Origin of the sequence: Inquilinus sp. NPDC058860, from assembly GCF_042743185.1 — a bacterium.
In the GTDB taxonomy this organism is placed as follows: domain Bacteria; phylum Pseudomonadota; class Alphaproteobacteria; order DSM-16000; family Inquilinaceae; genus Inquilinus.
In genome coordinates this window covers 11274-36979 of the sequence record NZ_JBHYMS010000018.1, presented here as the reverse complement: position 1 = coordinate 36979, position 25706 = coordinate 11274, and the positions used below count along the sequence as shown (strand labels likewise).

General features: G+C 72.0%; 32 protein-coding genes. 19 read left to right on the top strand and 13 right to left on the bottom strand.

Annotated elements, in window-relative coordinates; translation table 11 throughout:
- Positions 1-34 precede the first annotated feature (34 nt).
- The 5 genes from ACFW16_RS14775 to ACFW16_RS14755 all read left to right on the top strand — a co-directional run bounded on the left by ACFW16_RS14775 (position 35) and on the right by ACFW16_RS14755 (position 3456).
- Positions 35-1318: a glutamate-5-semialdehyde dehydrogenase gene (locus ACFW16_RS14775; protein WP_380306170.1), complete on the top strand. Its 1284-nt coding sequence runs from the start codon at positions 35-37 to the stop codon at positions 1316-1318.
- A gap of 125 nt (positions 1319-1443) precedes the next feature.
- Entirely contained in the window at positions 1444-2109 is a 666-nt protein-coding gene (locus tag ACFW16_RS14770) for a nicotinate-nucleotide adenylyltransferase (RefSeq protein ID WP_380306168.1), read from the top strand.
- Positions 2090-2539 carry a ribosome silencing factor gene (gene rsfS / locus ACFW16_RS14765; protein ID WP_306770139.1) on the top strand — a complete coding sequence of 150 codons (450 nt, stop codon included), beginning with the start codon at positions 2090-2092 and terminating at the stop codon, positions 2537-2539. Before ACFW16_RS14770 ends, rsfS begins: the two co-directional genes overlap by 20 nt.
- Positions 2540-2559: 20 nt before the next feature.
- Positions 2560-3018, top strand: coding sequence for a 23S rRNA (pseudouridine(1915)-N(3))-methyltransferase RlmH (rlmH, locus tag ACFW16_RS14760; RefSeq protein ID WP_380306166.1), 459 nt, complete (start codon positions 2560-2562; stop codon positions 3016-3018).
- Between the two features lie 27 nt (positions 3019-3045).
- On the top strand, positions 3046-3456 hold the full coding sequence (locus ACFW16_RS14755) for a DUF2306 domain-containing protein (RefSeq protein WP_380306164.1): 411 nt from the start codon (positions 3046-3048) through the stop codon (positions 3454-3456).
- 3 nt (positions 3457-3459) lie between these two features.
- On the opposite strand, the gene ACFW16_RS14750 is transcribed toward ACFW16_RS14755, so the two are convergent.
- Genes ACFW16_RS14750 through ACFW16_RS14740 form a run of 3 tightly spaced genes read right to left on the bottom strand, consistent with a single transcriptional unit; the run spans position 3460 to position 4799 of the window.
- The gene (locus tag ACFW16_RS14750; protein ID WP_380306162.1) at positions 3460-3936 is read right to left on the bottom strand and encodes a hypothetical protein; all 477 of its coding nucleotides are present in this window, start codon (positions 3934-3936) and stop codon (positions 3460-3462) included.
- 25 nt (positions 3937-3961) lie between these two features.
- On the bottom strand, positions 3962-4390 hold the full coding sequence (locus ACFW16_RS14745) for a hypothetical protein (protein WP_380306160.1): 429 nt from the start codon (positions 4388-4390) through the stop codon (positions 3962-3964).
- A 1-nt stretch (position 4391) separates the two neighbouring features.
- Complete coding sequence (locus ACFW16_RS14740; RefSeq protein WP_380306159.1) at positions 4392-4799, bottom strand: hypothetical protein; 408 nt, start codon at positions 4797-4799, stop codon at positions 4392-4394.
- A gap of 69 nt (positions 4800-4868) precedes the next feature.
- Between ACFW16_RS14740 and gpmI the strand changes: the two genes are divergently transcribed.
- The 3 genes from gpmI to ACFW16_RS14725 all read left to right on the top strand — a co-directional run bounded on the left by gpmI (position 4869) and on the right by ACFW16_RS14725 (position 8596).
- A complete protein-coding gene (gpmI, locus tag ACFW16_RS14735) occupies positions 4869-6446 on the top strand; it encodes a 2,3-bisphosphoglycerate-independent phosphoglycerate mutase (RefSeq protein WP_380306157.1) in 1578 nt (525 codons plus the stop codon).
- 189 nt (positions 6447-6635) lie between these two features.
- On the top strand, positions 6636-8087 hold the full coding sequence (locus tag ACFW16_RS14730) for a S41 family peptidase (protein ID WP_380306155.1): 1452 nt from the start codon (positions 6636-6638) through the stop codon (positions 8085-8087).
- Between the two features lie 11 nt (positions 8088-8098).
- Positions 8099-8596, top strand: coding sequence for an RNA pyrophosphohydrolase (locus ACFW16_RS14725; RefSeq protein ID WP_380306153.1), 498 nt, complete (start codon positions 8099-8101; stop codon positions 8594-8596).
- On the opposite strand, the gene ACFW16_RS14720 is transcribed toward ACFW16_RS14725, so the two are convergent.
- Positions 8593-9030, bottom strand: a complete 438-nt coding sequence (locus tag ACFW16_RS14720) for a hypothetical protein (protein WP_380306151.1) — start codon at positions 9028-9030, stop codon at positions 8593-8595. The genes ACFW16_RS14725 and ACFW16_RS14720 overlap by 4 nt on opposite strands.
- A gap of 96 nt (positions 9031-9126) precedes the next feature.
- Between ACFW16_RS14720 and ACFW16_RS14715 the strand changes: the two genes are divergently transcribed.
- Positions 9127-9930 carry an AraC family transcriptional regulator gene (locus tag ACFW16_RS14715; RefSeq protein ID WP_380306150.1) on the top strand — a complete coding sequence of 268 codons (804 nt, stop codon included), beginning with the start codon at positions 9127-9129 and terminating at the stop codon, positions 9928-9930.
- A gap of 52 nt (positions 9931-9982) precedes the next feature.
- Positions 9983-10357: a VOC family protein gene (locus tag ACFW16_RS14710; RefSeq protein WP_380306148.1), complete on the top strand. Its 375-nt coding sequence runs from the start codon at positions 9983-9985 to the stop codon at positions 10355-10357.
- A gap of 16 nt (positions 10358-10373) precedes the next feature.
- Here ACFW16_RS14710 and ACFW16_RS14705 read toward each other — a convergent pair whose 3' ends face one another.
- Positions 10374-12593 carry a primosomal protein N' gene (locus ACFW16_RS14705; RefSeq protein WP_380306146.1) on the bottom strand — a complete coding sequence of 740 codons (2220 nt, stop codon included), beginning with the start codon at positions 12591-12593 and terminating at the stop codon, positions 10374-10376.
- Positions 12594-12672: 79 nt separating this feature from the next.
- On the opposite strand from ACFW16_RS14705, the gene fsa reads away from it, so the two are divergent.
- The 3 genes from fsa to ACFW16_RS14690 all read left to right on the top strand — a co-directional run bounded on the left by fsa (position 12673) and on the right by ACFW16_RS14690 (position 15203).
- Complete coding sequence (gene fsa, locus ACFW16_RS14700; RefSeq protein ID WP_380306144.1) at positions 12673-13374, top strand: fructose-6-phosphate aldolase; 702 nt, start codon at positions 12673-12675, stop codon at positions 13372-13374.
- A gap of 10 nt (positions 13375-13384) precedes the next feature.
- Positions 13385-14095 carry a DUF484 family protein gene (locus ACFW16_RS14695; RefSeq protein WP_380306142.1) on the top strand — a complete coding sequence of 237 codons (711 nt, stop codon included), beginning with the start codon at positions 13385-13387 and terminating at the stop codon, positions 14093-14095.
- 166 nt (positions 14096-14261) lie between these two features.
- Positions 14262-15203 carry a tyrosine recombinase XerC gene (locus ACFW16_RS14690; RefSeq protein ID WP_380306140.1) on the top strand — a complete coding sequence of 314 codons (942 nt, stop codon included), beginning with the start codon at positions 14262-14264 and terminating at the stop codon, positions 15201-15203.
- A gap of 70 nt (positions 15204-15273) precedes the next feature.
- Here ACFW16_RS14690 and glyA read toward each other — a convergent pair whose 3' ends face one another.
- Entirely contained in the window at positions 15274-16632 is a 1359-nt protein-coding gene (gene glyA, locus ACFW16_RS14685) for a serine hydroxymethyltransferase (protein ID WP_380306138.1), read from the bottom strand.
- Positions 16633-16746: 114 nt separating this feature from the next.
- Here glyA and ACFW16_RS14680 point away from each other — a divergent pair, with 114 nt between their 5' ends.
- Positions 16747-17244 (top strand): Lrp/AsnC family transcriptional regulator, encoded by a 498-nt coding sequence (locus ACFW16_RS14680; protein WP_380306136.1) that lies wholly within the window; start codon positions 16747-16749, stop codon positions 17242-17244.
- Between the two features lie 4 nt (positions 17245-17248).
- Here ACFW16_RS14680 and ACFW16_RS14675 read toward each other — a convergent pair whose 3' ends face one another.
- A complete protein-coding gene (locus ACFW16_RS14675) occupies positions 17249-17866 on the bottom strand; it encodes a TetR/AcrR family transcriptional regulator (RefSeq protein WP_380306134.1) in 618 nt (205 codons plus the stop codon).
- A gap of 79 nt (positions 17867-17945) precedes the next feature.
- On the opposite strand from ACFW16_RS14675, the gene ACFW16_RS14670 reads away from it, so the two are divergent.
- On the top strand, positions 17946-18458 hold the full coding sequence (locus ACFW16_RS14670) for an anthrone oxygenase family protein (protein ID WP_380306132.1): 513 nt from the start codon (positions 17946-17948) through the stop codon (positions 18456-18458).
- A gap of 15 nt (positions 18459-18473) precedes the next feature.
- Here ACFW16_RS14670 and ACFW16_RS14665 read toward each other — a convergent pair whose 3' ends face one another.
- The 4 genes from ACFW16_RS14665 to ACFW16_RS14650 all read right to left on the bottom strand — a co-directional run bounded on the left by ACFW16_RS14665 (position 18474) and on the right by ACFW16_RS14650 (position 21480).
- A complete protein-coding gene (locus tag ACFW16_RS14665) occupies positions 18474-19346 on the bottom strand; it encodes a 3-hydroxybutyryl-CoA dehydrogenase (RefSeq protein ID WP_380306130.1) in 873 nt (290 codons plus the stop codon).
- Positions 19347-19497: 151 nt separating this feature from the next.
- Positions 19498-20061, bottom strand: a complete 564-nt coding sequence (locus tag ACFW16_RS14660; protein WP_380306128.1) for a cob(I)yrinic acid a,c-diamide adenosyltransferase — start codon at positions 20059-20061, stop codon at positions 19498-19500.
- Positions 20062-20074: 13 nt separating this feature from the next.
- Positions 20075-20266, bottom strand: coding sequence for a twin transmembrane helix small protein (locus ACFW16_RS14655; protein ID WP_380306126.1), 192 nt, complete (start codon positions 20264-20266; stop codon positions 20075-20077).
- 68 nt (positions 20267-20334) lie between these two features.
- Positions 20335-21480, bottom strand: a complete 1146-nt coding sequence (locus ACFW16_RS14650; RefSeq protein ID WP_380306124.1) for a hypothetical protein — start codon at positions 21478-21480, stop codon at positions 20335-20337.
- Between the two features lie 154 nt (positions 21481-21634).
- Here ACFW16_RS14650 and ACFW16_RS14645 point away from each other — a divergent pair, with 154 nt between their 5' ends.
- Complete coding sequence (locus ACFW16_RS14645; protein WP_380306122.1) at positions 21635-22513, top strand: DUF4743 domain-containing protein; 879 nt, start codon at positions 21635-21637, stop codon at positions 22511-22513.
- A gap of 56 nt (positions 22514-22569) precedes the next feature.
- Positions 22570-22770, top strand: coding sequence for an SHOCT domain-containing protein (locus ACFW16_RS14640; protein WP_380306120.1), 201 nt, complete (start codon positions 22570-22572; stop codon positions 22768-22770).
- 16 nt (positions 22771-22786) lie between these two features.
- Here the strand turns inward: ACFW16_RS14640 and ACFW16_RS14635 are convergent, their stop codons facing one another.
- Both ACFW16_RS14635 and gluQRS read right to left on the bottom strand, forming a co-directional pair.
- Complete coding sequence (locus ACFW16_RS14635; protein ID WP_380306118.1) at positions 22787-23248, bottom strand: GNAT family N-acetyltransferase; 462 nt, start codon at positions 23246-23248, stop codon at positions 22787-22789.
- A 35-nt stretch (positions 23249-23283) separates the two neighbouring features.
- Positions 23284-24141 carry a tRNA glutamyl-Q(34) synthetase GluQRS gene (gene gluQRS / locus ACFW16_RS14630; RefSeq protein WP_380306117.1) on the bottom strand — a complete coding sequence of 286 codons (858 nt, stop codon included), beginning with the start codon at positions 24139-24141 and terminating at the stop codon, positions 23284-23286.
- Positions 24142-24209: 68 nt separating this feature from the next.
- Here gluQRS and ACFW16_RS14625 point away from each other — a divergent pair, with 68 nt between their 5' ends.
- Entirely contained in the window at positions 24210-24902 is a 693-nt protein-coding gene (locus tag ACFW16_RS14625; RefSeq protein WP_380306115.1) for an alpha/beta hydrolase, read from the top strand.
- Between the two features lie 118 nt (positions 24903-25020).
- Positions 25021-25584, top strand: coding sequence for an HNH endonuclease (locus ACFW16_RS14620; protein WP_342237145.1), 564 nt, complete (start codon positions 25021-25023; stop codon positions 25582-25584).
- Positions 25585-25706: the final 122 nt, after the last annotated feature.

Genomic DNA, 25706 nt, shown 5'->3' with positions numbered 1-25706 from the left:
CTAGGCTGCGGCATCGCGTTTGAAAGACCTCGTGATGACCGCCCTGTTCGACGCCGAGACCGAGAGCACCGCCGAGTTGATGCGCCGCCTGGGCGCCGCCGCGCGCAGCGCCGCTGCCGCGCTGGCCCTGGCGCCGCGACCGCAGAAGGACGCGGCGCTGACGGCGGCGGCGGCGGCGATCCGCGACGACCGAGCGCTGATCCTGGCGGCCAATGCCGAGGATGTGGCGGAGGCCAGGCAGAACGGCGTCGCCGGATCCTTCCTCGACCGGCTGGCGCTGGACGACAAGCGGATCGAGGCGATCGCCCAGGGGCTGGAGGCGGTGGCCGCCCTGCCCGACCCGATCGGCACGGTGCTGGCCGACTGGACCCAGCCGAACGGCCTGCGCATCCAGCGGGTGCGGGTGCCGCTCGGCGTCGTCGGCGTGATCTTCGAGAGCCGGCCCAACGTCACCGCCGACGCCGCCGCGCTGTGCCTGAAATCCGGCAACGCCTGCATCCTGCGCTGCGGGTCGGAGAGCTTCCGCAGCTCCACCGCCATCGCCGCCGCGATCGGGCACGGGCTGAAGAAGGCCGGCCTGCCGCGCAGCGCGGTGCAGCTGGTGCCGACCCGCGACCGCGCCGCGGTGGGCGAGCTGCTGGGCCTGACCGAATTCGTCGACGTGGTGATCCCGCGCGGCGGCAAGTCGCTGACCGCCCGGGTGGCGGCGGACAGCCGGATCCCGGTGCTGTGGCACCTGGACGGCATCTGCCACACCTATGTGCACGAGGCCGCCGACCCGGAGATGGCGCGGCGCGTCGTCTACAACGCCAAGATGCGGCGCACCGGCGTGTGCGGCGCCACCGAGACGCTGCTGATCGACCGCAGCGTCGCCGGGACCATGCTGCGGCCGATCCTCGACGACCTGATCGAGGCCGGCTGCGAGATCCGCGGCGACACCGTGGTCCAGGCGATCGACCCGCGGGTGCTGGCCGCCTCCGACGACGACTGGGACACCGAGTATCTCGACGCCATCCTGTCGGTGAAGACGGTGGACGGGCTGGACGCCGCGATCGAGCACGTCAACCTGCACGGCAGCCACCACACCGACGGCATCGTCACCGCCGACGAGGCGGCGACCGAAGCGTTCCTGGCACGGGTCGACAGCGCCATCGTGCTGGTCAACGCCTCGACCCAGTTCGCCGATGGCGGCGAGTTCGGCATGGGCGCCGAGATCGGCATCGCCACCGGCCGGCTGCACGCCCGCGGCCCGGTCGGCACCGAGCAGCTGACGAGCTACAAGTACCTCGTCCGCGGCACCGGCCAGACGCGCCCTTGAATGAAGACCCTGTTCCGTAGGTTGGGTTCGCGGCACGCGAACCCAACAGGGTTGTTGGCAGCGGCACCGGCAGAATGTTGGGTTCGCCTCGGCGAACCCAACCTACGCGGGGCTGGGGCGCAGCCATGCTGACCCCGCCCAATCCCCGGCACGGCCGGATCTGGGACGGCTGCCGCGTCGGGCTGCTCGGCGGGTCGTTCAACCCGGCCCATGCCGGGCACCGGCACATCAGCCTGGAGGCGATGAAGCGGCTGGGCCTGGACGCCGTGTGGTGGCTGGTGTCACCGCAGAACCCGCTGAAATCGGCCGACGGCATGGCGCCCTTCGCCGAACGGATCGACTCCGCCCGACGCGCCGCCCGCCACCCGCGCATCGTCGTCACCGGGATCGAGGCCGAGCTCGGCACCCGCTTCACCGCCGACACGCTGCGGGCGCTGACCGCCCGCTTCCCGCGGACCGAGTTCGTCTGGCTGATGGGGGCCGACAACCTGGCGCAGATCCGCCACTGGCAGCGCTGGACGAAAATCTTCGAGACCGTGCCGGTTGCCGTCTACGACCGTCCTACCTATTCTCTAAGGGCGTTGTCGGGATTGGCGGCGCAGCGGTTCGCGCGGGCGCGGATCGACCAGGATCACACCCGGGCTCTGGCCGGAACGGCCCCACCGGCCTGGGTGTTCTTCCTGGCGAAGCGTCACCCGGCCTCGGCCACGGCGCTGAGGGCCGCGCGGCAGCTTCGCCCCGACTCCGTCGACGCCGCGGCGCATCGGCGCCGTGCCGCCGCACAACCATGAGGTGAACGCCATACGACCGAACACCGAGACGCCCCGGGCCGAAGCCGGGCGTCTGCCGCCGGGCCTCGCCGCCAGCCTTGCCCGGCCCCTGCTCGAGACTGCCCTCACGTCGCTCGACGACGACAAGGCCGAAGATCTGGTCGTGATCGACCTGACCGGCCGGTCCTCCATCGCCGACAGCCTGATCATCGCCACCGGCCGCTCCTCGCGCCAGGTCGCCGCCATGGCCGACCATCTGCTGGAGAAGCTGAAGCCGCTGGCGCCCGGCCCGGTCCAGGTCGAGGGCCAGGCGCGCGGTGACTGGGTCCTGATCGACGCCGGCGACGTGGTCGTCCATCTGTTCCGCCCCGAGGTGCGCGATTTCTACGCCCTCGAGAAGATGTGGGACGACGACGCCGAGCGGGTGACCCGCATCGCCGGCACGGCCTGAGCCGGTCCGGACGGTCCTGAATGCGGCTGACCATCGCCGCGGTCGGCCGCGCCCGCCCCGGGCCGTCGCGCGACCTGTTCGACGACTATGCCGGCCGGTCCGCCTGGCCGCTGACGCTGCGTGAGGTCGAGGCCCGCAAAGGCCTGTCCGGCGCCGCGCTGAAGCGGGAGGAGGCCGCGCTGCTGCTGGCCGCGGTGCCGACCGGGGCCGCGGTGGTGGCGCTGGACGAGCGCGGCCGCGACCTCGACAGCGCCGGCTTCGCCCGCCTGCTCGGCCGTTGGCGCGACGAGGGCCGGGCCGAAGCGGCCTTCCTGATCGGCGGCGCCGACGGCCATGACGATGCGGTCCGCGACAGGGCCGAGCTGCTGCTGTCCTTCGGCCGCCTGACCTGGCCGCACATGCTGGCCCGGGCGATGCTGGCGGAGCAGATCTACCGCGCCCAGACCATCCTGAGCGGACATCCGTATCACCGGGCATAAGGGCGTGACGGAGGGGGCGGGAAGACCATGTCGCTTGCGCCGCTGCTGGACGCCCCGCTCGTCATCCAGCTTCACGTCGCCGCGGTCTGCATCGCCGTCGTCCTGGCGCCGCTGCAGCTGATCCTGCCGAAGGGGACGCCGCGCCACCGCGCCACGGGCTGGATCTGGGTCGCGGCGCTCGTCGCCGGCTGCGTCAGCGCGCTCTTCATCCTGGACCGGCCGGTCCCGCCGCATGTCGGGCCGGTCAGCTGGCTTCACCTGCTCGCCGTGCTGACCCTGGCCAGCCTGTGGCAGGCGGTCAGCGCCGCCCGGCGGCACGACGTCGAACGCCACCGCCGGATCATGCGAAGAATCGCCTATTTCGCCCTCGGCATCCCGCTGATCGTGGCCTTCGCCGTTCCCGGGCGCATCATGTTCCGGGTCCTGTTCGGCCCCTGACCGTCAACCTGTCGCCGCGAAGTTGCGGTAGGCACCGATCAGCTCCTCCACCGGGCCGGAGCGGCAGCCGCGCTGGCGGGCCAGGCTGGCGGCGTCGCGCTCATTCGCCGCACGGCGGGACCCCAGCTCCTGCCAGACCGCGGATTCGCCGCCCGGCGCGCCCGAGGCGCCGGCAAGTTGGCCCGCCGCTTCGGATTCCGCCTGCGACAGCACCTGCCCGAAGCGCTGCTCCTGCCGCGGGTCGAGTTGCACCCGGCAGGATCGCGCCGCGGATTCGGCCCGGACCATGGCGTCGTAGCGCTGCAGCGCATCGCCGGCATAGCCCGCCTGCTGCGGCACCCGCCCTGCCCCGGAATAGCTGGAATAGCCGGGGGTGCCGGATTGGCCGGGGTAGCCGGGGTCGATATAGCCCTGCTCATTGCAGCCCCCGAGGGCGAGGGCCGCGACCATCGCCGCCGGTCCGAAGCGCCAGATGCGCATCGCGTTCTCCATCATCAATCTCAGATCAGGCCTGACCGGCGGACAAACGTTCGGCGAGGGCGATCAGATCCATGATCTGCGGATCGGAGCAGCCGCGCTCTGCGACCGCATCGCGCACCACCCGCTCCTGCTGCGTGCGGCGGGACGCGATGTCGCCCAGCACCTCCGGATCGGTCGGCGCCGTGCCCTCCCGCTTCGCCAGCGCCGCTTCCGCCTGATGCTGGGCCTCGATCATGGCGTCGGCCAGCCGGGCCTCGCGCCCCTCCGCCAGCGGCGCGCCGCAGACATAGCGCGCGGCGTTGGCGCGCAGCGCCGCCTGCCAGCGGTCGACCGGATCCTTGGTGTCATAGGCCGCGCCGGTCACCGGGCCGGCGCAGCCGGCAAGCAGCGGACCGGCCAGGAGCAGGACTGCCCACAGCCGGCGGCTGCCGCGCGATGCCATCCGGTCGCGCATGTCAGTTGGACGCCCGATCGGCGACGCCGATCAGGTCCGTGACCTGCGGATCGGCGCAGCCGCGCTGCGCCACCGCATCGCGCGCCGCCCTCTCCTGCCCGGCCCGGCGCCGGTCGAGATCGGCCAGCACCGCCGGATCGCTCGTCGGCGCGTTCGCACGCTGGGCCAGCGTCGCGAGGGCCTGGAGCCGGGCATCGCTCAAGGCGTAGGCGAAGTGGACCTGCCGGCCCGCATCGCGCGGGGCTGCGCCGCAGACATAGCGAGCGATGTTGGCACGCACCAGCTGTTGCCAGCGCTCGACCGGATCGGCCTCGCCGCCGGCCGCGCCGGCCATCGACCCGCCCCATCCGGCCAGGACCAGCGCCGCGGCCAGCCAGCGGCCGCGGACCGGTGCCGTTCTCTCGCCCATGTCGGTGCCCCCCTTGCGTTGGCAGCATCAACCGATACATGAAGGGCGGATTCCGAGAAAGGACATGCGATGAGCGCAGCAGCCGCGACCCCACCCCGTCCAGACGTCCCTCGGCCCGTCGTCCTCTGCGTCCTCGACGGCTGGGGCTGGCGCGAGGAGGAGGCGGACAACGCCGTGCGCCTGGCCGACACGCCGAATTTCGACCGGCTGTGGGCCGGGGAGCCGCATGCCTTCCTGCAGGCCAGCGAAGAGGCGGTCGGCCTGCCGCACGGCCAGATCGGCAATTCCGAGGTCGGGCACATGAATCTTGGCGCCGGCCGGGTGGTGTTCCAGGATCTGCAGATGATCTTCAACGCCATCGCCGACGGCTCGCTGGCCAAGGCCAAGGCGCTGCGGAAGCACATCGAGGCGCTGAAAGCCTCCGGCGGCACCTGCCACCTGATGGGCCTGCTGTCGCCCGGCGGCGTGCACGCCCATCAGGACCAGATCGCGGCGCTGGCGAAGATCGTCGCCGAGGCCGGCGTGCCGGTCGCGGTCCACGCCTACACCGACGGCCGCGACACCCCGCCGCGCGCGGGCGCCGATTATCTCCGCCGCTTCCTGAAGGACATCGAAGGGCTGCCGAACGCCCGTGTCGCCACCGTCGACGGCCGCTACTACGCCATGGACCGCGACAAGCGCTGGGAGCGGGTGGAGAAGGCCTATCGCACCGTCGCCGAGGCCAGGGGCGAGGCGGCGCCGGACCCGGTCGCCGCGGTCGAGGCCGCCTACCGCGCCGATACCGGCGACGAGTTCATCCTGCCCAGCGTGATCGGCGGCTATGCCGGCATGAAGGATGGCGACGGCGTGCTGTGCGCCAATTTCCGCGCCGACCGGGTGCGCGAGATCCTGCAGGCGCTGCTGGACCCGGCCTTCGACGGCTTCGCCCGCCCCCCGGTCCGCTTCGCCGACGCCTGCGGCATGGTCGAGTATTCCGACCTGCTGAACCGCTTCATGTCGGCGATCTTCCCGCCGAAATCGATCGACAGGGGTCTGGGCGAGGTGGTGGCCGAGGCCGGCAGGACCCAGCTGCGCACCGCCGAGACCGAGAAGTACCCGCACGTCACCTTCTTCTTCAACGGCGGCGAGGAGACGCAATTCCCCGGCGAGGACCGCATCCTGGTCCCCTCCCCCAAGGTCGCCACCTACGACCTGCAGCCGGAGATGTCGGCGCCGGAGGTCTGCGAGAAGCTGGTCGCCGCCATCGACAGCGGCAAATACGACCTGGTGGTGGTCAACTTCGCCAACCCGGACATGGTCGGCCACACCGGGATCCTGGCGGCGGCGATCAAGGCCTGCGAGACGGTCGATGCCTGCCTCGGCAGGGTCGAGGCCGCGGTGCGGCGCCAGGGCGGCGCCATGCTCGTCACCGCCGACCACGGCAATGCCGAGCTGATGCGCGACCCGGAGACCGGCGGCCCGCACACCGCGCACACGCTGAATAAAGTGCCGGTGATCCTGGTGAATGCGCCCGGATCCCAGGCAGGGGGGCCGCGCCGCGCCCTGCATGACGGCAGGCTGGCCGATGTGGCGCCGACCCTGCTGCAGCTGATGGGGCTGCCGCAGCCGGAGGAGATGACCGGTCGCAGCCTCATCGACGCCGCCTGACGGCCGGATTCGGGGCGCCAATGTGACGCGAAACCGCAAATATGGACGTCAGGTAACTTGATCCCGCCGAAACCCGGCAGATATCATCGAGTGGCGTCCACCCTGGCCAGCCGCCCCTCCGGTACCGGAGACGGCCGGTCGGCCGATTGACTCGAGCGCCTGGCGGCCCGGCCGTCAGCGAGGGCAAGCATGAAGAAGCACCTGAACGCCGTTGCCATCGGGGCCCTGATGGGCCTGGCCTTCGTCGGCGGGCATACCCTGACCTTCCAGGGCTGGGCGCAGGACAAGGCGCCGGACAAGGCCGCGACGAGCAACGACTCCACCGACACCTACAAGCAGCTCGACCTGTTCGGCGAGGTGTTCGAGCGGGTGCGCGCGGAGTATGTCGAGCAGGTCAGCGACAAGCAGCTGATCGAATCCGCGATCAACGGCATGCTGACCTCGCTGGACCCGCACTCCAACTTCCTGAACTCGGACGAGTTCCAGGACATGCAGTCCCAGACCCGGGGCAGCTTCGGCGGCCTCGGCATCGAGGTGACGATGGAGAACGGGGTGGTGAAGGTGGTGTCGCCGATCGACGACACCCCCGCCGCCAAGGCCGGGGTCCAGGCCGGCGACCTGATCATCGCCATCGACGGCAAGCCGATCGTCAATATGAGCCTCAACGAGGCTGTGGATAAGATGCGCGGCCCGGTGGGCAGCAACATCGTCATCACCGTCCGCCGTGGTGACGCGGAGCCCTTCGACCTGACCCTGGCGCGCGCCACCATCCCGGTGGAATCGGTGCGCTGGCGGACCGAGGGCGACATCGGCTACATCCGCATCACCAGCTTCACCGAGCGCACCGAGGACGGGCTGAAGCGCGGCATCGCCGACATCAAGAAGAAGCTCGGCGACAAGCTGCAGGGCTATGTCCTCGACCTGCGCAACGACCCGGGCGGCCTCCTGGACCAGGCGATCGCCGTGTCCGACGCCTTCCTCGACAAGGGCGAGATCGTCTCGACCCGGTCGCGCAAGGCCGACCAGGCGCAGCGCTACAACGCCACCCCGGGCGACATGGCCGACGGGCTGCCGCTGGTGGTGCTGATCAACGGCGGCTCCGCCTCGGCCTCCGAGATCGTGGCCGGCGCGCTGCAGGACCACCACCGCGCCGTGCTGATGGGGACGCAGAGCTTCGGCAAGGGCTCGGTCCAGACCATCATCCCGCTGCCGGGCCATGGCGCGATGCGGCTGACCACGGCGCGCTACTACACCCCGTCCGGCCGGTCGATCCAGCAGCTCGGCATCACCCCGGACATCGAGGTGCAGCAGGCCCGGATCGAGGAGATCGCGCAGATGCGCGGCTACCGCGAATCCGACCTGAAGGGCGCCCTGAACAACGACAACAAGCAGACCGCGCCGGGCGAGGGCGGCGCCGACCAGAAGGCCCCGACGACGCCGCCGGGCGGCGCCCCGACGACGCCTCCGGGCGGCGGCGCCTCGACCGACAAGCCCGCCACCCCGGGCCAGGACAAGGCGGCGTCGCCGCCGTCCGACGGCGCGGCCGATGCGAACAAGCCGGCGGATGTCGACTACCAGCTGTCGCGGGCGCTCGACCTGCTGCGCGGCCTGTCGCTGTTCCAGAAGGGGCAGGCGGGCTGAGCCGCCGCGCCATGCCGACGACGGACAAACCGGGGGCCTCCCTGCCCTACCGGCCCTGCGTCGGCATCATGCTGCTCGACCGCGACGGCCGCGTCTTCGTGGCGCGCCGCCGCGACACGCCCGACGGCTGGCAGATGCCGCAAGGCGGCATCGACTCCGGCGAGACGGCGCGGCAGGCCGCCTTCCGCGAGCTGAAGGAGGAGATCGGCACCGACCGGGCCGAGTTCCTGGCCGAGGCGCCGGAGACGGTGCGCTACGACCTGCCGGACCATCTGGTCGGCAAGGTCTGGGGCGGGCGCTACCGCGGCCAGGAGCAGCGCTGGGTGGCGCTGCGCTTCCTGGGCGAGGACCGCGACATCGACATCGAGACCGAGCACCCCGAGTTCGACGCCTGGCGCTGGTCGGCGCCGGACCGGGTGCTGGCCGAGATCGTGCCGTTCAAGCGCGACGTCTACGCCGCTGTGCTGGCCGCCTTCGCATCGCTGCTGGGGCGGGGCGAGGCCGGCTAGAGGGTCAGCGGCACCGCCCGCAGCAGCGTCCAGGCCCGGTCCAGCGCCGTATCCTCGCAGTCGAACAGCGCGAGCGGATAGGGAAAGGCGCCGGCCATCTTGGCGGCGCGATCCTGCATCGCCGCGCGCCGGTCCGGATCGCGCTCGACATGGAGATGGGCCAGGCAGAGCCGGCCGAGATCCGCCCGCCGCCGCTTCAGCCACAGCGTGCGGGCCTTGCGGTCCTCATGCGCCTCGTCCTCCGGCATCGGCCCGATGCTGAGCAGGACGAACCGCTCTCCCCGCCCCAGGATGGCGTCGAACTCGGCGGCCCAGCGCTCGCCAGTGCCGGCGATCCCGGGCTCCGGCATCGGCAGCCGCACCAGCGGGAAGGCGCTGAGGTCGAACAGGGGCGATGCGGCCTCGGGGTGCGACTTGGTGATCTGCGGCATCATGTGATAATTACTCTCATTTGCATATCACGGCCGTGAACCGGCCAGGGTTGAACCACCCTATCGGATCGCGGCCCCCCGATCGCACGAGGCCGGGCCATGTCCTATCGCGAAACGGTCATCCGCATGGCCCCGGACTCGCCCGAGGCGACGATGCTCGACCGGCTGGCGGACCAGATGGTGCGGCTGGAGGTGCGGATCGACGACGCCTTCGAGACGCCTGCCCATGCCCATCGCGGCGGCCAGATCTTCTGGCCCCAGGCGGGCAGCGCCGTGATCGGCACCGCCGAAGGCCGCTGGTGCGTGCCGACCGGTTGTGCCCTGTGGATGCCGCCCGGCCTGATGCACGACGCCAGCACCGACGGCGGCCTGCACATGCACGGCATCCAGGTCCCGGCCGAGGCGGCGGCCGGGCTGCCCGCCGACTGCCGGGTCCTGCCCTTCTCTCCCCTGCTGCGCGAGCTGGCGCTGCGCGCCGCCACCTGGGCGCCGGCCCGGCCGCTGGACGACCGGCAGCGCCGCGTCGTCGCCGTGATGCTGGACGAGATGGCGGCGGCTCCGCCCACCCGGCTGCTGCTGCCGATGCCGCGCGACCGCCGCGCCCGGCGCCTGGCCCTCGCGCTGCTGGCGGCGCCGGGGGTTCGCCGCCCGCTGGCCGAATGGGCGCGCCTCGCCGCCGCCAGCCCGCGCACGCTGGAGCGCCGCTTCGGCGCCGAGACCGGCCTGTCGGTGGCCGCGTGGCAGCGCCGGGCCCGGCTGCTGGCGGCGCTCGACCTGCTCGGCCGCGGCCATAGCGTCACCGCCGTGGCGCTGGAGCTCGGCTATGACAGCCCGAGCGCCTTCACCGCCATGTTCCGCCGCACCCTGGGGATCACGCCGGCCCGGTACCGCGACGCCCGTTGATCCCGGCCGGCATGCGGCTGATGATCGGCCCTCCCGATCGGAGAGCCCGGCCGTGACCATCCTCGCCCTGCACCACGCCAACCTGACCTTCCCGGCCGAGCTGGAGGCCGAGACGGTGCGCTTCTATGTCGAGACGCTGGGGCTGGAACAGTTGCCGAAGCCGCAGGGCCGGCGCAGCCAGGGCGCCTGGCTGCGGGTCGGCGCCGCCGAGATCCACCTGTCGCCGGACGCGCCGGGCCGGGCGGAGCAGATGGCGGCGGACCGCCATCTGTGCCTGACCGTTACGGATCTGGATGCGGCCGAGGCCCGGCTGCGCGCTGCCGGGGCGCCGATCGAGGACGACCCGCGGCCGCCCGTCGGCTATCGCCGCCTGTTCACCCGCGACCCGGCCGGCAACCGGCTGGAGCTGAGCGAACCGCCGCGCTGATGCGGCCAAACGGCTTCTAAAGGAAGCTGTACGGGTCGATATCGACCTGCACCCGGACGGTGCCCGGCACCTGCACCCGCGACACCCATTCCGCCACCAGCGGCTGCACCGTGATCCGCCGGTCCGCTTTCAGCAGCAGGCGGCGGCGGTGGCGGCCGCGCAGCATCGCCAGCGGCGCGTCGGCCGGGCCCAGCACCATCAGCCCGTCGCCCTGCGGGGCGGCCCGGCCGAGATCCTGCGACACCCGGTCGACCGCGCCGCGATCGGGGCCGGAGACGATCAGCGCCACCAGCTTGCCGTAGGGCGGCAGGCCGCGCGACCGCCGCGCCTCCGCCTCCGACGCCAGGAAGCCGTCGCGGTCGTCGACCACCAGGGTCTGCATCACCGGATGGTCGGGCATGAAGCTCTGCAGCAGCACCCGCCCCGGCTTCTCGCCCCGCCCGGCCCGGCCGCCGACCTGGTGCAGCAGCTGCCAGGTCCGCTCCGCCGCCCGCAGGTCGCCGCCGGCGAGGCCGAGATCGGCGTCGACCACCCCGACCAGCGTCAGGCCTGGGAAGTTGTGGCCCTTGGCCAGGATCTGGGTGCCGATCAGCAGGTTGACGGCGCCGCTGTCGAGGTCGGCGGTCAGGTCGGCGATCGCCTGGGGGCCGGAGAAGGTGTCGGAGGCGACGATCTGCCAGCGCGCCTCCGGCAATGTCGCGTCGACCTCCTCGGCGATCCGCTCCACCCCCGGGCCGCAGGCGGCGAAGCTGCCCTCGGCCTGGCAGGACGGGCAGGCCTTGGGCAGCGGCGCCCGGTGGCCGCAATGGTGGCACTCCAGCCGCCCGGCCAGGCGGTGCTCGACCAGCCATGCGGTGCAGTGCGGGCACTCGAGACGATGGCCGCAATGCCGGCACAGGGTCAGGGGCGCGTAGCCGCGGCGGTTCAGGAACAGCATCGCCTGGTCCCCCGCTGCCAGCGTCTCCACCACCGCCTCGCGCAGGGTCGGCGACAGGAAGCGGCCGCGCGGCGGCGATTCGCGGCGCATGTCGATCGCGCTCACCGCCGGCAGCCGCGCCGTGCCGTGCCGCGACGGCAGCTCCAGCGCGGCGTAGCGCCCGGCCTCGACATTGGCCAGCGTCTCCAGCGACGGGGTGGCCGAGGCCAGCACCACCGGAAAGCCGCCGAGATGGCCGCGCAGCACCGCCATGTCGCGGGCCTGGTAGACGACGCCGTCCTCCTGCTTGAAGGCGCTCTCATGCTCCTCGTCGACCACGATCAGGCCGAGATCGGGATAGGGCAGGAACAGGGCCGAGCGGGCGCCGACCACCACGCGGGCCTCGCCGAAGGCCACGGCCCGCCAGTTGCGCCGGCGCTGGGTCGAGTTCAGCTCGGAATGCCATTCGGTCGGCCGCACGCCGAAGCGGGCGGCGAAACGGTCGAGCCAATGCGCCGACAGCGCGATCTCCGGCAGCAGCACCAGCACCTGCCGGCCGGCCGCCAGCGCCGCCGCCACCGCCTCGAAATAGACCTCGGTCTTGCCCGAGCCGGTGACGCCGTCGAGCAGCGTGGTCGAATAGCCGCCATCGGCGACGGCGTCGATCAGCCGGTCCGCCGCCTCGCGCTGGGTCTCGCCCAGCACCGCCCGCGGCCGGGCGAGATCGGGCTGCGGCACCGGGTCGAAGCCCGGCAGCAGCACCACCTCCAGCAGCCCCGCCTCGGCCATGCCCTTGATCACGCCGGCGCCGCAGCCGGCCTCGCGCGCCAGCTCGGCCGGCAGCCGCGGCGGCCCGTCCGCCAGCACCGCCAGCACCCGCCGCCGGGCGGCGCTGAGCTTCGCGCCCTCGGGCGGGAGATCCGCCCGGCGATAGGCCGTGATCGGCTTCGGCGGCTCCAGCGCCCCGGTCGAGGACAGGGTCATGCGCAGCACCGCCCCGGGGGGCGACAGGGTGTAGCGGGCCACCCGGTCGGTGAAGCTGCGCGCCACCTCCGGCAGCGGCGGCAGGTCGAAACGGTGCGCGACCGGCTTCAGCCGCGCCCGGGCGACCTGTCCGCTGCCCGGCCCCCAGACCACGCCCACGCGCCGCAGCCGGCCGAGCGGCACCTCGACATAGCTCCCGGGCGCAAGATCCATGCCCTCCGGCACCGCGTAATCGTAAGCTTCTGCCAAGGGCAGCGGCAGCAGCACCCGGACCGTGGCGATCGCGCCACTCTCCTCCTCGACCGGCGTCGCTGCTGTGGCCTCGGACTCCGCCATGGGCTAGACTTGCCCCCGCGGGCCGACGCCGGTGCCGCGCATCGGCCCGAAGCGACCGCTGGCCATTGGAACGAGGCCCATGAAGTTCTTCATCGATACCGCCGACTTCAACGAAATCCGTGACCTGGCCTCCACCGGCCTGGTCGATGGGGTGACCACCAACCCCTCCCTGATCGCCAAGTCCGGGGCCAAGTTCCTGGACCTGATCCCGCAGATCTGCGAGGTGGTGAAGGGGCCGGTCTCGGCCGAGGTCGCCGCGACCGATTTCGACACCATGCTGGCCGAAGGCCGCAAGCTCGCCAAGATCGCGAAGAACATCGCGGTCAAGGTGCCGCTGACGCCCGCCGGGCTCAAGGTCTGCCGCACCTTGTCCGACGCCGGCACCATGGTCAACGTCACGCTGTGCTTCTCGGCCGGCCAGGCGATCCTGGCGGCCAAGGCCGGCGCGACCTTCATCTCGCCCTTCGTCGGCCGGCTCGACGACGTCGGCGAGGACGGCATGCAGCTGATCGCCGACATCGTCCAGATCTACCGCCAGTATCCGGACATCAAGACCCAGGTGCTGGTGGCGTCGATCCGCGGGCCGCGGCATGTGATCGAGGCCGCCAAGCTCGGCGCCCATGTCGGCACCCTGCCGCCGGCGGCGCTGCGCTCGCTGTTCAGCCATCCGCTGACCGACAAGGGCCTGTCCGCCTTCGTGGCCGACTGGCAGAAGACCGGCCAGAGCATCCTCGACGACAGCGAGCTCGCGGCCCTGAAGCAGCAGAAGTCGGCGGCGTGAGGGCGGCCCGTTGGCACAGGAAGTGAAGCGGCCGGACGCCCCCGCGCTCACCGCGGCGGACGTCTCGGCTTGGCTGCTGGCCCATCCGGACTTCCTGGTCCAGCACCCCGACCTGCTAGGCCGGCTGGCCCTGCCGCCGCGTGACCGCGGCGACGGAGTGATCGACCTGCAGGGCTACCAGGCCGAAAGGCTGCGCGGCCAGGTCGACCGGCTGAAGGAGCAGCAGCGCGCCTTCATCGGCGCCAGCCGCGCCAACCACAACACCCAGAACCGGGTGCATGCCGCGATCCTGTTCCTGCTCGACGCGGAAAGCTTCGAGCAGCTGATCCACACGGTGTCGACCGACCTCGCGGTCCTGCTCGACCTCGACGTGGTCACCCTGCTGGTCGAGGCGGCGGAGGGCGAGGAATCGCCGCCGCACAGCGCCGAGGTCCGCATCGTCGGGCCGGGCGAGGTCGGCCGCCGCCTGGGCGGGCAGGAGCTGATGCTCGAATCGGACATCGCCGGCGAGGAGGCGCTGTTCGGCGCCGGGGCCGGGCTGGTGCGCAGCCAGGCGCTGATCCGCCTGAACGTGTCGCCGGAGGTGCCGCCCTGCGTCCTGGCCCTCGGCAGCCGCGACCCGGAGATGTTCCATCCCGGCATGCGGACCGAGCTGGTCGGCTTCCTCGGCCGGGTGCTGGAGCGCTGCATCCGCTCCTGGCTGACCCCCGGGCAGGATTAGGACCGGTGACTCTGCCAAGGCCTCTTGGCAATGAAATGCACGTGAAGCCTCCTTTTGCTGTCATGCCCGGGCTCGACCCGGGCATCCAGAGGGTGTCGACGCTCTCTGGATTGCCGGGTCAAGCCCGGCAATGACAGAAAAGGGGCAACTCCCTGACCCCGATTCCATGGCCGGCTGGCCGGCGGCGGCGGATCTGCGCGACGCCGCCGGCCGCTGGCGGGTCTGGCTGGAGGACGAGAAGCGGGTGTCGCCGCACACGCTGCGCGCCTATCTCGGCGATGTCGGCCGTTTCGTCGGCTTCCTGGCCGAGCATCTCGGCCGGCCGCCCAGCCTGAACGACCTGTCCGCCGCCGCACTCTCGGACCTGCGCGCCTTCCAGTCGCGCCGGGCCGCGGGCGGGGCCGGCGCCGCCACCCGGGCGCGCGGCCTGTCCGGCGTCCGCAACTTCCTGGCCCATCTCGACCGCGCCGGGGTGCTGCACAACGCGGCGATCGGGTCCCTGCGCAACCCCAAGCTGCCGAAGCGCCTGCCCCGGCCGCTGGCCGTGACCGACGCGCTGGCCGCGGTCGACACGGTCGAGACGCTGGCCACCGAGGAATGGATCGGGCTGCGCGACCGCGCCCTCCTCTTCCTGCTCTATGGCTGCGGCCTGCGCCTGGGCGAGGCGCTGGGGCTGACCCGGCGCGAGGCCCCGAAAGGCGACACGCTGGTGGTCACCGGCAAGGGCCGCAAGCAGCGCATGGTGCCGGTGCTGCCGGCGGTGCGCGAGGCGGTCGACGCCTATATCGCCGCCTGCCCCTTCCCGCTCGCCGCCGGCGGGCCGCTGTTCCTGGGCGCCCGCGGCGGCCCGCTGAACCCCGGCGTGGCCGAGCGGCAGATGCGCCAGCTGCGCGCCGTCATGGGCCTGCCCGATTCGGCGACGCCGCACGCGCTGCGGCACAGCTTCGCCACCCACCTGCTGGCCGGCGGCGGCGACCTGCGCACGATCCAGGAGCTCCTGGGCCATGCCGCCCTGTCGACCACCCAGCGCTACACCGGGATCGACACCGACCGGCTGATGACCGTCTACGCCGACGCCCACCCGCGCGCCCGGCGCAGCGGGGGCTGAGGAAGCGTCTTCAATTGCCTCTCCCGCCTGGCGGGAGAGGCAAAACACTCCGGCCTTAACCCATCCGGCCCTAGCCTGGCGGCAATCCATTCTCGAAGCAGTAGTGGATCGTCGGGAAGCTGTGGCGCAGCGCCACCGCGTCCGGCCGCACCGCTTCCGGCGACTCGCCGCGCACCAGCACCCGGGCGATCAGCTCGGCGATCGCCTCCATCTCGCGCTCGCGCATGCCGAAGCGGGTGACCTCGATGGTGCCGATCCGCAGGCCGCCGGGATAGTCCCAGTCCTCCTTGCGGTCGGCCGGCAGCAGGTTCTTGTTCACGATCAGGTTGGCGCGCTCCAGCGTCTGCGCCGCCGCCAGGCCGCGGCCGAAGCCGCGGGCGTCGGCGATCGCCTGATGCGTGGTGGTGAAGCCCTTATGGGCGCCCAGCATCGGCACGCCGCGCTCCTGCAGCGCCTTCGCCAGCGCCTGGGCGTTGGCGACGATCTGGGCCTGCAGTGCCTCGCCGAACGCGATCGCCTCCGCCGTCGCCAGGGCCAGCGCCGCCACCCGGTTGACCTGGTGCGTCGCCGCCCAGACCGGGAAGACCGCCGTCGTCACCGCCTCGGTGATCGCCGGGTCGTCCCACAAGAGGATGCCGGATTGCGGGCCGGCGAAGGTCTTGCCGGCCGAGCCGGTGACGATGTCGGCGCCCTCCTTCAGCGGATCCTGGAACTGGCCGCCGCCGATCAGGCCCAGCTGGTGCGCCGCGTCGAAGAAGAAGCGGCCGCCCCACTCCGCGATCACCTCGCGCATCGCCGCCACCGGCTGCGGGAACAGCGTCATCGACAGGCCCAGCGCGACCAGCTTCGGCCGGGCCAGCGGCGCCGCCCGGCGGAACAGGTCGAGGTCGACCACCAGCTCGTCGGGGTCCATCGGAATGTCGACGATGGTGCGGCCCATGGCGCCGGCCGGCCCGTCGAACCGGTTCGAGGAATGGCCGCCGGTGGGCTGTGCCGCGGTCATCACCACGTCGCCCGGCGCGGTCAGCGCGGTGTAGACCACGGCGTTGCCGATCATCGAGGCGCACAGCCGGTGGTCGGCGTAGTTGCAGCGGAAATGGCGCTTCAGCAGCTCGACGCACAGCGCCTCGACCTCGTCGATATGGCGGGTGCCGGCGAACCAGCGGTTGACCCGGCCGATATGGCCCTCGGCCGCGCGGGTGCCGATCTCCGCCGCCAGCAACGCCCGCACGCCGGGGCTGGTCGGCGCCTCCGGCGCCAGCAGGTTGATGCAGTCCTCGCCGCGCCACTGCGCGTTGCGCCCGACTGCGGCCTTGACCGCCTCGCCCATCGCCGCCGGATCGGCGCAGGCGTCGAGCACGGCCCGGGCCGTCGCCAGCGCCTCCCGGTCATGCACCTCGATGCGGTTCGACAGATCGGTCGAGTCCATGGTTGCCTCCTGTTTGATGGAACGAGGCTATGACGAAATCATCGGCAACGGATTTCGATTTGCACGACCGGAATTTCCGTTGTGGAATGTGTGGACGCCGCTTCGAGAAAATCGATGAAAAGTCCCGACCGCAACCGGCCGGCCCCGCCTCAGATCGACGCCATCGACCGCCGCATCCTCGATGCGCTGCAGGAGGACAATCAGATCACCAACCTGGCCCTGGCGGAGCGCGTCGGCCTGTCGCCGCCGGCCTGCCTGAAACGGGTGCGCCGGCTGCGGCAGGAGCGGGTGGTGGTGCGCGACGTGGCGCTGGTCGACCCGGAGAAGGTCGGCCAGACCATCGTCGCCTTCGTCGGGGTCGAGCTCGACCGCCAGCGCGAGGACGTGCTGGCCGCCTTCGAGCGCAAGATCGCGGCCGAGCCGGAGGTGCAGCAATGCTATTTCGTGTCCGGGGAGATCGACTACCTGCTGGTCGTCACCTGCCGCGACATGGAGGCCTACAACCTGTTCTGCCGGCGCGTGCTGGCGAACGAGCACAACATCAAGCGCTTCCGCACCAGCTTCAACCTGTCCCGGGTGAAGTACGAGACCAAGGTGCCGATCGGGGCATGACGCGTCAGCCGGGCCGCGGCCCGTAGAGCCTCAGGAACAGCTCCGCCGCCGCCTCTGCGCGCCGCCGCAGCGCCTTTCCGTCCGGCGTCGTGGCCGCCCCGACCAGCACCTGGATCTGCAGGTCGCGCAGCAGCAGGCCGAGGAAGACCGAGAAGGCGTCCTCCGGATCGTCGGCCTCGATCTCGCCCCGCACGGCCCGGTCCCGCAGCAGGGCCACCATCCGGCCGCCCGTCGCCGCCCGGCCGGAGGCGACGAGAAGGCGACCCAGCTCTCCATCCCGGACGGCCTCCGCCGCCGCGGCCCGGTTGATCGCCACCGCGCGCGGGCCCAGCAGCAGGGCCAGCAGCGCCGTGCCGAACTCCGACAGGACGGCGCGGATCGACGCCTCCTCCGAGCCGGCCGGCACCGCTTCGATCACGGCGTTCACGGCCGCCGCGTTGTCGGCGACCAGCGCGGCAAACAGCCCCTTCTTGTCGCCGAACCAGGCATAGAGCGTCTCCTTCGACGCGCGGGCCTCGCGGGCGATGTCGAGCATGCTGGTCCCGGCATAGCCCCGCCGTTCCAGCACCGCCAGCGCCGCATCCAGCACCGCCTGCCGCCGCTCCTCGCTTCGTCGCGCCATCCGCTCCTCTTGACCCCGCCGGCCATCCCGATCATCTTATCAGTACCGATCGGTACGGTACAGGTCAGGAGAGATCCGGATGCCGCCGCTTCGTCACCTCGACCGTTTCCTGCTGGTGCTGTCGACCCTCGCCGTGGCGCTGGCGGCGGGCTTCTTCTACGCCTATGCCTGCTCGGTGCTGTACGGGCTGGCGCAGCTCGACGACCGTGCCGCGATCGCCGCCATGCAGGCGATCAACGCCACCGTCCGCAACCCGGTCTTCGCCTTCGCCTTCTTCGGCGCCCTCGCCTTCCCGGCGGCGCTGCTGGCGCTGCGGCTGGCCCGCGCCCGGTTCGGCCGGCCGGAGATCTGGCTGGCGGCGGCGGTGGCCCTGTACGGCCTCGCCGGCTTCGCCCTCACCTTCCTGGCGAGCGTGCCGCTGAACCAGTGGCTGGCGACGGTCCCGCTGGACGGCGCGGCCGACCTGGCGGCGGCGCGGGCCCGCTATTTCGGCCCATGGGACGCCTGGAACTGGGCGCGGACAGCCGCGACCGGCGCCGCCGCGCTGTGCCTGGCCCTGGTCTGGTTCGAGGATGGCCGGCAGATGGCGTGACCTTCGGCCTGCCCCTCACCGGGTCGGGACCGGCACGTCCTTGGAATAGTCGTAGAAGCCGCGCTTGGTCTTGCGGCCGAGCCAGCCGGCCTCGACGTATTTCACCAGCAGCGGGCAGGGCCGGTACTTGCTGTCGGCCAGGCCGTCATACAGCACGTTCATGATCGACAGGCAGGTGTCGAGGCCGATGAAGTCGGCCAGCTCCAGCGGACCCATCGGATGGTTGGCGCCGAGCTTCATCGAGGTGTCGATCGCCTCGACCGAGCCCACCCCCTCGTACAGGGTGTAGACCGCCTCGTTGATCATCGGCAGCAGGATGCGGTTGACGATGAAGGCCGGGAAATCCTCCGACACCGCCGGGGTCTTGCCCAGCTTCAGCGCCAGGTCGCGGATCGACTCGTAGGTGGCGTCGTCAGTGGCGATGCCGCGGATGATCTCCACCAGCTTCATCACCGGCACGGGATTCATGAAATGCATGCCGATGAAGCGCTCGGGCCGGTCGGTCGTGGCCGCGAGGCGGGTGATCGAGATCGAGCTGGTGTTGGTCGCCACCATCGCCCGCTCGTTCAGATGCGGCACCAGCTGCTTGAAGATCTCGCGCTTGATCGGCTCGCTCTCGGTCGCCGCCTCGATCACCAGGTCGCAATCCTTGAACGCCTGGTACTCCGAGGCCGTGTGGATCCGGGCCAGGACCGTCGGCTTCTCCGCGGCGGTCAGCTTGCCGCGGCCGATCAGCCGGTCGACATGGCCTTCGATCGACTCCCGCGCCCGCTCCAACGCCTTCGGGTCAGTGTCCATGAGCCGGATGGTGAAGCCGCTCTGGGCGCCGACCTGGGCAATGCCGCTGCCCATCTGCCCTGCGCCGATGACGCCGATCGTCTGGATCATGCCTGGGTTCCGCTCCGAACGTCCCTGTCCCGCCGGCCGCCCGCATTGGTGCGGTGCAGCAAAGAGGTCGAACGATAGTGATGTCCGACAGAGCTTGTCAACGCGACTGCCGCCCGCGCAAGCATCTTGCCCAAGCTGTGAGCAGATGGGCTCACCGATGCGCTCCGGGGACCCAGAGGACGTCGTCCTTGCCGTCGCCATTCATGCGGCGGGCCAGGACGAACAGATGGTCGGACAGCCGGTTGGCGTATTTCAGCGCCTCGGAGTTGACCGCGTCGGCCATCATCAGGGCCGAGACCAGCCGTTCCGCCCGGCGCACCACCGTCCGGGCATGATGCAGATGGGCCGAGGCGGCGCTGCCGCCCGGCAGCACGAAGCTGTTCAGCGGCGCCAGGGACGCGTTCATGGCGTCGATCTCGCGCTCCAGCCGCTCCACCTGCGCCGCGGTGACCCGCAGCGGCGGGTATTTCGGATCAGGCTCCTCCGGCGTCGCCAAGTCGGCGCCGAGATCGAACAGATCGTTCTGGATCCGGCCGAGCATGGCGTCGGCCTCGCCTGCCGTGTGCAGCCGGGCCAGGCCGATCACGGCATTGGCCTCGTCCACCGTGCCATAGGCCTCGACCCGCAGGTCGTGCTTGGCCACGCGCCGGCCGCCGACAAGCGAGGTCTGCCCGGCGTCGCCGCCGCGGGTGTAGATCCGGGTCAGCGTGACCATCGGCGCCGTCCTGTCAGGCCGTCCACAGGGCCAGCACGAAGAACAGGATGGCCAGGGCCTGGAAGCCGATGCGGGCCTGCATCAGCTTGTTGCCCCATTTCCGGTTGAACGGCCCGTTCTGGGCCATGCCGAAGACGCCGGTCGCGAGCGAGGCGACCACCCCCAGCATGCAGATCACGGCCAGGATGAGAAAGACGATGCTCATGCAAGGACTATAGGGCGCGCCCGGGGTGTCGCCCAGGGCGATTGCGCGAAACCGTCACACACCGCGGATCAGCCCGGGCGGCGGCGCGGCACCGGCACGTCCGCGGCACCGGGCGGCGGCGGCCGGGTCGCGGGCGGCGCCACGCCCTGGGTCGGGTGGGCTGCAGCCACGACCGGCCGGGACCGCGGCGGCGGCACGACGAAGGGCGCCGGGGCGGCAGGCCCCGCCGCCATTCCGGCCCGGGGCAGCAGCGATTCCGCCGCCGGAGCCGGGGCAAACGCCGCGGGCGGCACGTTGATCAGCGATTCCGGCCCGTCCGGCGCCGGGGCCGCCGGCATGGGATTCGGGACGGCCGATGCGGCCGGTGCCGGGACCGCCGCAGCCGGAGCGGCCTCGGCGGCCGGCGAGGCCGGTGCCGCGGCGACGGGACGGGTCGCGCCCGGACGCGGCGACGGCGGGGGCACCGCCGGCGGCGATGTGAGCACCCGGAGGCTCGGGTCGATCTCGACCACCGGCGCGGCAGGCTGCGGGGCGGCCGCCGCGGCGGGGGCCGGGCCTCCTGCCGCCGGCCGGGCCCGCGGCACCGGCGCCTGGGTCGGGCCTGCGGCCGCCGGCTCGGGCGCATCGACATCGCGCGGCCGGAGCTGCGGACGGGGGGCCTGGAACGGCGCCCGCGGCAGCGCCGCCACCTGCGTTTCCTTCGGCGGTGCGGCGGTGTCGGGCGCGGCGGGCTGGGGAGGCGCGCTGCGGGCCGGCGCCGCCGGCGCGGCCACCGCCCCGGCCTCCTCCACCCCCTCGTCCTCGGAATTCTGGATCGGCCGCGACTGGGCCACGACCTTGGGCCGCACCACCGGTTCTTCCGGCGACGCCTCGACCGGGGCGGCCTGGGCCGCGTCGATCGAGGCGTTCAGCGCCCAGCGCTGGGCGCCGACACGGCAGCCCACGGCCTGTCCCTCCTGGCCCTGGCGGCCGATGCGGAAGACGCGGCAGACGCGCGGCGAGGTCTGGGTCTTGATCACGGTGACGGAAAGGCCCGAGGGCAGGCGTTTCGACGCATTGGTCCGTTCGGTCTCGAGGATGCGCTGCAACGCCCGCATGTCGTCGGCCGACAGGTTGCCGAGATCGACCGCCGCCGCAGCCGGCCCGGCCAGGGCCAGCAGCAGCAGCGCCGCCCCGCCTGTCGTCGCGATCCGACCGATCCCCACCTGCCGCACCCGCAACTCCTTCCATTCCCGATCCGGCCATCCAGGCCGCGGCTGCGCCAAAGTAAGCCTTCCCGCCGCCGGTTGCACGCCTCCCGTGCCGGCCCGGACGGGGCGCCGAAGGATCGTCGTTTCCCGGGCGCCCGACATGCTCTAGACCGGAACCATGAGCCTGCTCGACCGAATCCGCGCCTGCACCGCCCATGATCCCGCCCGGCTGCGTCCGTGGCGGATCGGCGACACCGTCGCCGGCTGGGTCACCCCGCCCGCGGCCGACCTGCTCGACCGGCGGCCCGGGCCGCTGCGGCCGGAGGGAAGCGGCTGGCGGCTGGACGAGCGCCTGTCCGGGCCGGAGGCGCGGGCCGAGGCGCTGGAGGAGGTCACCGACCGGCTGATCGAGGCGGGGCTGGTGCGCAAGCGGCGGAACGAGCGCTATCCGGTGCTGGCCGAATGGGGCGCGCCGCTCTTGGCCACGGTCGATCGCGGCGCCGCCGTGGCGCTGGGCATCAAGTCCTTCGGCATCCATCTCAACGGCGTGGTCGAGGCGGCGGACGGCCCGCTGCTGTGGATCGCGAAGCGCGCGGCCGACCGGGCGCTGGCGCCCGGCAAGCTCGACAACATCGTCGCCGGCGGCCAGCCGCACGGGCTGAGCCTGGCCGAGAACGTGGTCAAGGAATGCGCCGAGGAAGCCGCGATCCCGCCGGAGCTGGCGCGGCAGGCGGTGCCGGCCGGCGCCATCACCTACATGATGGAGACGGCCGAGGGCCTGCGCCGGGACACGCTGTTCGTCTACGACCTGGCGCTGGCACCCGGCTTCGCGCCGCGCAACACCGACGGCGAGGTCGAGAGCTTCGAGCGCCGGCCTCTGGCGGCGGTGCTGGAGCGGATGCGCGATACCGAGGATTTCAAGTTCAACGTCGCCCTGGTGATCATCGACCTGGCGATCCGGCGCGGGTTCGTGGGGCCGGAAGAGCCGGATTATCTGGCGCTGTGCCGCGGCCTGCGCGAGCCTACGGATCCGCCCTCCGGCGGTGGTGCCCGCTGACCGGAACAAACACCGCCGCGTGGCGTTCAACAGCCATTCTCGACCCCGGAGCCTTCATGCGATTCCTGCCGCTCGCCCTCGCCCTCGGACTGGCCCTTCCGGTTGCCGCCTGCGGCGGCAGCAGCCACACGCCGCCGCCCGGCCGCGCCGGAGCGACGACGGGGCAGGAGCTGATCGACCTGGACAACGCCTATCGCCAGGGCGCGATCACCCAGGACGAGTACGAAGAGCAGCGCGAAAAGATCCTGGATCAGTAGGCGTCAGAGAGGTCTCTCACAGCCGCCCGCGATAAACGACGAAGCCGGAGCGGTCGGCCAGCTGGTCGTAGAGCCGCATCGCGGTCTGGTTGGTCTCGTGCGTCTGCCAATAGACGCGGGTGACGCCGGCGGCCCTGGCCTGTTCGTATACGCCCTCGATCAGCGCCTTGCCGATGCCCCGGCCGCGCGCCGCCGCGCTGGTGAACAGATCCTGCAGATAGCAGGTCGGCCCCAGCATGGTGGTGCTGCGGTGGAACAGGTAATGCGTCAGCCCGACCAGCCGGCCGTCGATCTCCGCCACCAGCGCATGCACCGGCTCATAGGCATCGAAGAAGCGCGCCCAGGTGGCCCGCGTGATCTCCGCCGGCAGCGCGGTCTCGCCGACGCGGCCGTAGAACTCGTTGTAGCCGTCCCACAGCGGCAGCCACTGGTCGAAATCGGCGGGGCGGACGAAGCGGACGGTCGGTGCGGCGGACATCTCGGCTCCGGAGTCGGTGGATCCTGCCGCCGATGCTAGTCCGGAAATCCCGCCAGCGCCCGCACCTCGGCGGCGGAGCTGCCCTGCGCCCGATAGGCGCGGATCGACGCCGCGTCGCTGCGCTTGGCCAGGCGTCGGCCGGCCGGATCGGTCAGCAGCGCATGGTGGCGCCACACCGGCACCCGGTACCCGAGCAGCGCCTGCAGCAGCCGGTGGACATGGGTGGCCTCGAACAGATCGAGGCCGCGGGTGACCACGGTGACGCCCTGGATCTCGTCATCCACCGTCACCGCCAGGTGATAGCTGGTCGGCGTCTCCTTGCGCGCCAGCACCACATCGCCCAGCCGCTCCGGCCGCGCGACCTGTTCGCCGGCCAGCTCGTCGGTCCAGCCCAGCGGTCCGGCGCGCCGCGTCGCCTCGGCCATGTCGAGCCGCAGCGCGTAGGGGCGGCCTGCGGCCAGGCGGTCGCCCCGTTCCTGCGGCGACAGGCGGCGGCAGGTGCCGGGATACAGCGGCGCGCCGTCCGGCGTGTCGGCCGGGCCGTGCGGCGCGCTCTGCATCGCCGCGATCTCGGCCTGGATCTCGCGCCGGGTGCAGAAGCAGGGATAGATCAGCCCCTGCCCCTCCAGCACCGCCAGCGCCGCGCGATAGTCGTCCCAATGCTCCGACTGGCGCCGCACCGGCCCGTCCCAGTCGAGGCCGAGCCAGGCCAGGTCCTCCAGGATCGCGGCCTCGAGCTCCGGCCGGCAGCGGCCCTGGTCGATGTCCTCGATCCGCAGCAGGAAACGGCCCCCCACCTCTCGCGCGCGGCGCCAGCCGGCCAGCGCCGAATGGGCGTGGCCGAGATGCAGAAAGCCGGTCGGGCTGGGGGCGAAGCGGGTCACGACGGTCATGGCTGACACAGCACTACGGAACCTCGGCCGCGGTTGACAAGACACGGCGGCGCCGGGACAGATGGCGCATGGATACGACCCGCCCTTCCTCCGGCCGCCCCCTCTCCGGCCCCCGCCTCGCCCCGGCCAGCGGCCGCGCGAAGGCCCTGGTCGTCCTGCTGCACGGCGTCGGCGCCGACGGGCAGGACCTGATCGGGCTGGCGCCGCATTGGGCCGCCCATCTGCCCGAGGCCGAGTTCCTGGCGCCGGATGGGCCGGAGCCCTGCGACATGGCGCCCTTCGGCCGGCAATGGTTCAGCCTGCAGGACCGGACGGCCTCGGTGATGGAGGCCGGGCTGCAGGTGACGCTGCCGATCCTGAACGGTTTCCTCGACCAGGCGCTGGCGGAGCGCGGCCTGACCGACGCCGACCTGGCGCTGGTCGGGTTCAGCCAGGGCACCATGACCTCGCTCACCACCGCCTTGCGGCGGCCGCGACCCTGCGCCGCGGTGATCGGTTATTCCGGCGCGCTGCTGGGCGCCCCCACCCTGGCCCGCGACATCGTCTCGCGCCCGCCGGTGCTGCTGGTGCATGGCGAGGACGACCCGGTGGTGCCGTTCGCCGCCATGGCCGCGGCGGCCCAGGCGCTGCGCGGCGCCGGGGTGGATGCGGAGACCCTCGCCCGCCCCGGCCTGGGCCACGGCATCGATCCCGAGGGCCTGGTCGCCGGCCTCGCCATGCTGCGCCGGCACCTGCCGCAGGCAGCGAGCGGAGCGGCGTGACGAGATCGTGACATTTCCTGCCCTTTGGGCGCAGGATATTGCGGTCAAGTGGGTTTCTTCGTATACCCATGGCCATCCGCGGAGGGTCCGCGGACAGAGATGAAGGCGAAGGAGTGGGATGGTGTCTCCCCCACCCGAAAACTGCCCGGCTCTCGTCCTCAACGCCGACTTCCGTCCGTTGAGCTACTTCCCGCTGTCTCTGTGGCCCTGGTACGAGGCGATCAAGGCGGTCTTCCTCGACCGGGTCAACATCATCGCCGAATACGACCGGGTGGTGCGCAGCCCGTCCTTCGAGATGCGGCTGCCCAGCGTGATCTCGCTGAAGGAGTACATCCCCTCGGCGCGGCGCCCGGCCTTCACCCGGTTCAACGTGTTCCTGCGCGACCGCTTCAGCTGCCAGTACTGCGGCGAGCGGCTGCCGTCGCAGGAGCTGACCTTCGACCACGTCGTGCCGCGCGCCCGCGGCGGGCGCACCAGCTGGACCAACGTGGTCGCGGCCTGCTCGGTCTGCAACCTGCGCAAGGGGCACCAGCTGCCCAGCCATTGCGGCATGCACCCTTTGACGCCGCCGCAACAGCCGACGACTTATGAGCTGCAGGAGAATGGGCGGGCGTTTCCGCCCAATTTTCTGCACCAGAGCTGGCGCGACTTCCTGTACTGGGACACCGAGCTGGAGCACTGATGTGTTGGGTTCGCCAAGGCGAACCCAACCTACCCCGGTCCCGTGCGAATTATTGTAGGGGGTGGGCTGACGTACCGAACACCCCAAAGCCCAGCCGAGGCCGGAAATACAAAAGCACGAGC

Bases quoted from the DNA above. Each gene is read 5' to 3' on its own strand.
- ACFW16_RS14635 (WP_380306118.1), bottom strand. From the start codon at position 23,248: ATGTCCGCCGCACCGACCGTCCGCTTCGTCCGCCCCGCCGATTTCGAC.
- ACFW16_RS14690 (WP_380306140.1), top strand. From the start codon at position 14,262: ATGGCCGGCTGGCCGGCGGCGGCGGATCTGCGCGACGCCGCCGGCCGC.
- ACFW16_RS14770 (WP_380306168.1), top strand. From the start codon at position 1,444: ATGCTGACCCCGCCCAATCCCCGGCACGGCCGGATCTGGGACGGCTGC.
- glyA (WP_380306138.1), bottom strand. From the start codon at position 16,632: ATGGACTCGACCGATCTGTCGAACCGCATCGAGGTGCATGACCGGGAG.
- ACFW16_RS14680 (WP_380306136.1), top strand. From the start codon at position 16,747: ATGAAAAGTCCCGACCGCAACCGGCCGGCCCCGCCTCAGATCGACGCC.
- fsa (WP_380306144.1), top strand. From the start codon at position 12,673: ATGAAGTTCTTCATCGATACCGCCGACTTCAACGAAATCCGTGACCTG.
- ACFW16_RS14675 (WP_380306134.1), bottom strand. From the start codon at position 17,866: ATGGCGCGACGAAGCGAGGAGCGGCGGCAGGCGGTGCTGGATGCGGCG.
- ACFW16_RS14655 (WP_380306126.1), bottom strand. From the start codon at position 20,266: ATGAGCATCGTCTTTCTCATCCTGGCCGTGATCTGCATGCTGGGGGTG.
- ACFW16_RS14750 (WP_380306162.1), bottom strand. From the start codon at position 3,936: ATGCGCATCTGGCGCTTCGGACCGGCGGCGATGGTCGCGGCCCTCGCC.
- ACFW16_RS14670 (WP_380306132.1), top strand. From the start codon at position 17,946: ATGCCGCCGCTTCGTCACCTCGACCGTTTCCTGCTGGTGCTGTCGACC.
- ACFW16_RS14715 (WP_380306150.1), top strand. From the start codon at position 9,127: ATGTCCTATCGCGAAACGGTCATCCGCATGGCCCCGGACTCGCCCGAG.
- ACFW16_RS14640 (WP_380306120.1), top strand. From the start codon at position 22,570: ATGCGATTCCTGCCGCTCGCCCTCGCCCTCGGACTGGCCCTTCCGGTT.
- ACFW16_RS14755 (WP_380306164.1), top strand. From the start codon at position 3,046: ATGTCGCTTGCGCCGCTGCTGGACGCCCCGCTCGTCATCCAGCTTCAC.
- ACFW16_RS14625 (WP_380306115.1), top strand. From the start codon at position 24,210: ATGGATACGACCCGCCCTTCCTCCGGCCGCCCCCTCTCCGGCCCCCGC.
- ACFW16_RS14745 (WP_380306160.1), bottom strand. From the start codon at position 4,390: ATGCGCGACCGGATGGCATCGCGCGGCAGCCGCCGGCTGTGGGCAGTC.
- gpmI (WP_380306157.1), top strand. From the start codon at position 4,869: ATGAGCGCAGCAGCCGCGACCCCACCCCGTCCAGACGTCCCTCGGCCC.
- ACFW16_RS14660 (WP_380306128.1), bottom strand. From the start codon at position 20,061: ATGGTCACGCTGACCCGGATCTACACCCGCGGCGGCGACGCCGGGCAG.
- ACFW16_RS14620 (WP_342237145.1), top strand. From the start codon at position 25,021: ATGGTGTCTCCCCCACCCGAAAACTGCCCGGCTCTCGTCCTCAACGCC.
- ACFW16_RS14645 (WP_380306122.1), top strand. From the start codon at position 21,635: ATGAGCCTGCTCGACCGAATCCGCGCCTGCACCGCCCATGATCCCGCC.
- ACFW16_RS14775 (WP_380306170.1), top strand. From the start codon at position 35: ATGACCGCCCTGTTCGACGCCGAGACCGAGAGCACCGCCGAGTTGATG.
- gluQRS (WP_380306117.1), bottom strand. From the start codon at position 24,141: ATGACCGTCGTGACCCGCTTCGCCCCCAGCCCGACCGGCTTTCTGCAT.
- ACFW16_RS14720 (WP_380306151.1), bottom strand. From the start codon at position 9,030: ATGATGCCGCAGATCACCAAGTCGCACCCCGAGGCCGCATCGCCCCTG.
- ACFW16_RS14725 (WP_380306153.1), top strand. From the start codon at position 8,099: ATGCCGACGACGGACAAACCGGGGGCCTCCCTGCCCTACCGGCCCTGC.
- ACFW16_RS14740 (WP_380306159.1), bottom strand. From the start codon at position 4,799: ATGGGCGAGAGAACGGCACCGGTCCGCGGCCGCTGGCTGGCCGCGGCG.
- ACFW16_RS14730 (WP_380306155.1), top strand. From the start codon at position 6,636: ATGAAGAAGCACCTGAACGCCGTTGCCATCGGGGCCCTGATGGGCCTG.
- rlmH (WP_380306166.1), top strand. From the start codon at position 2,560: ATGCGGCTGACCATCGCCGCGGTCGGCCGCGCCCGCCCCGGGCCGTCG.
- ACFW16_RS14705 (WP_380306146.1), bottom strand. From the start codon at position 12,593: ATGGCGGAGTCCGAGGCCACAGCAGCGACGCCGGTCGAGGAGGAGAGT.
- ACFW16_RS14665 (WP_380306130.1), bottom strand. From the start codon at position 19,346: ATGATCCAGACGATCGGCGTCATCGGCGCAGGGCAGATGGGCAGCGGC.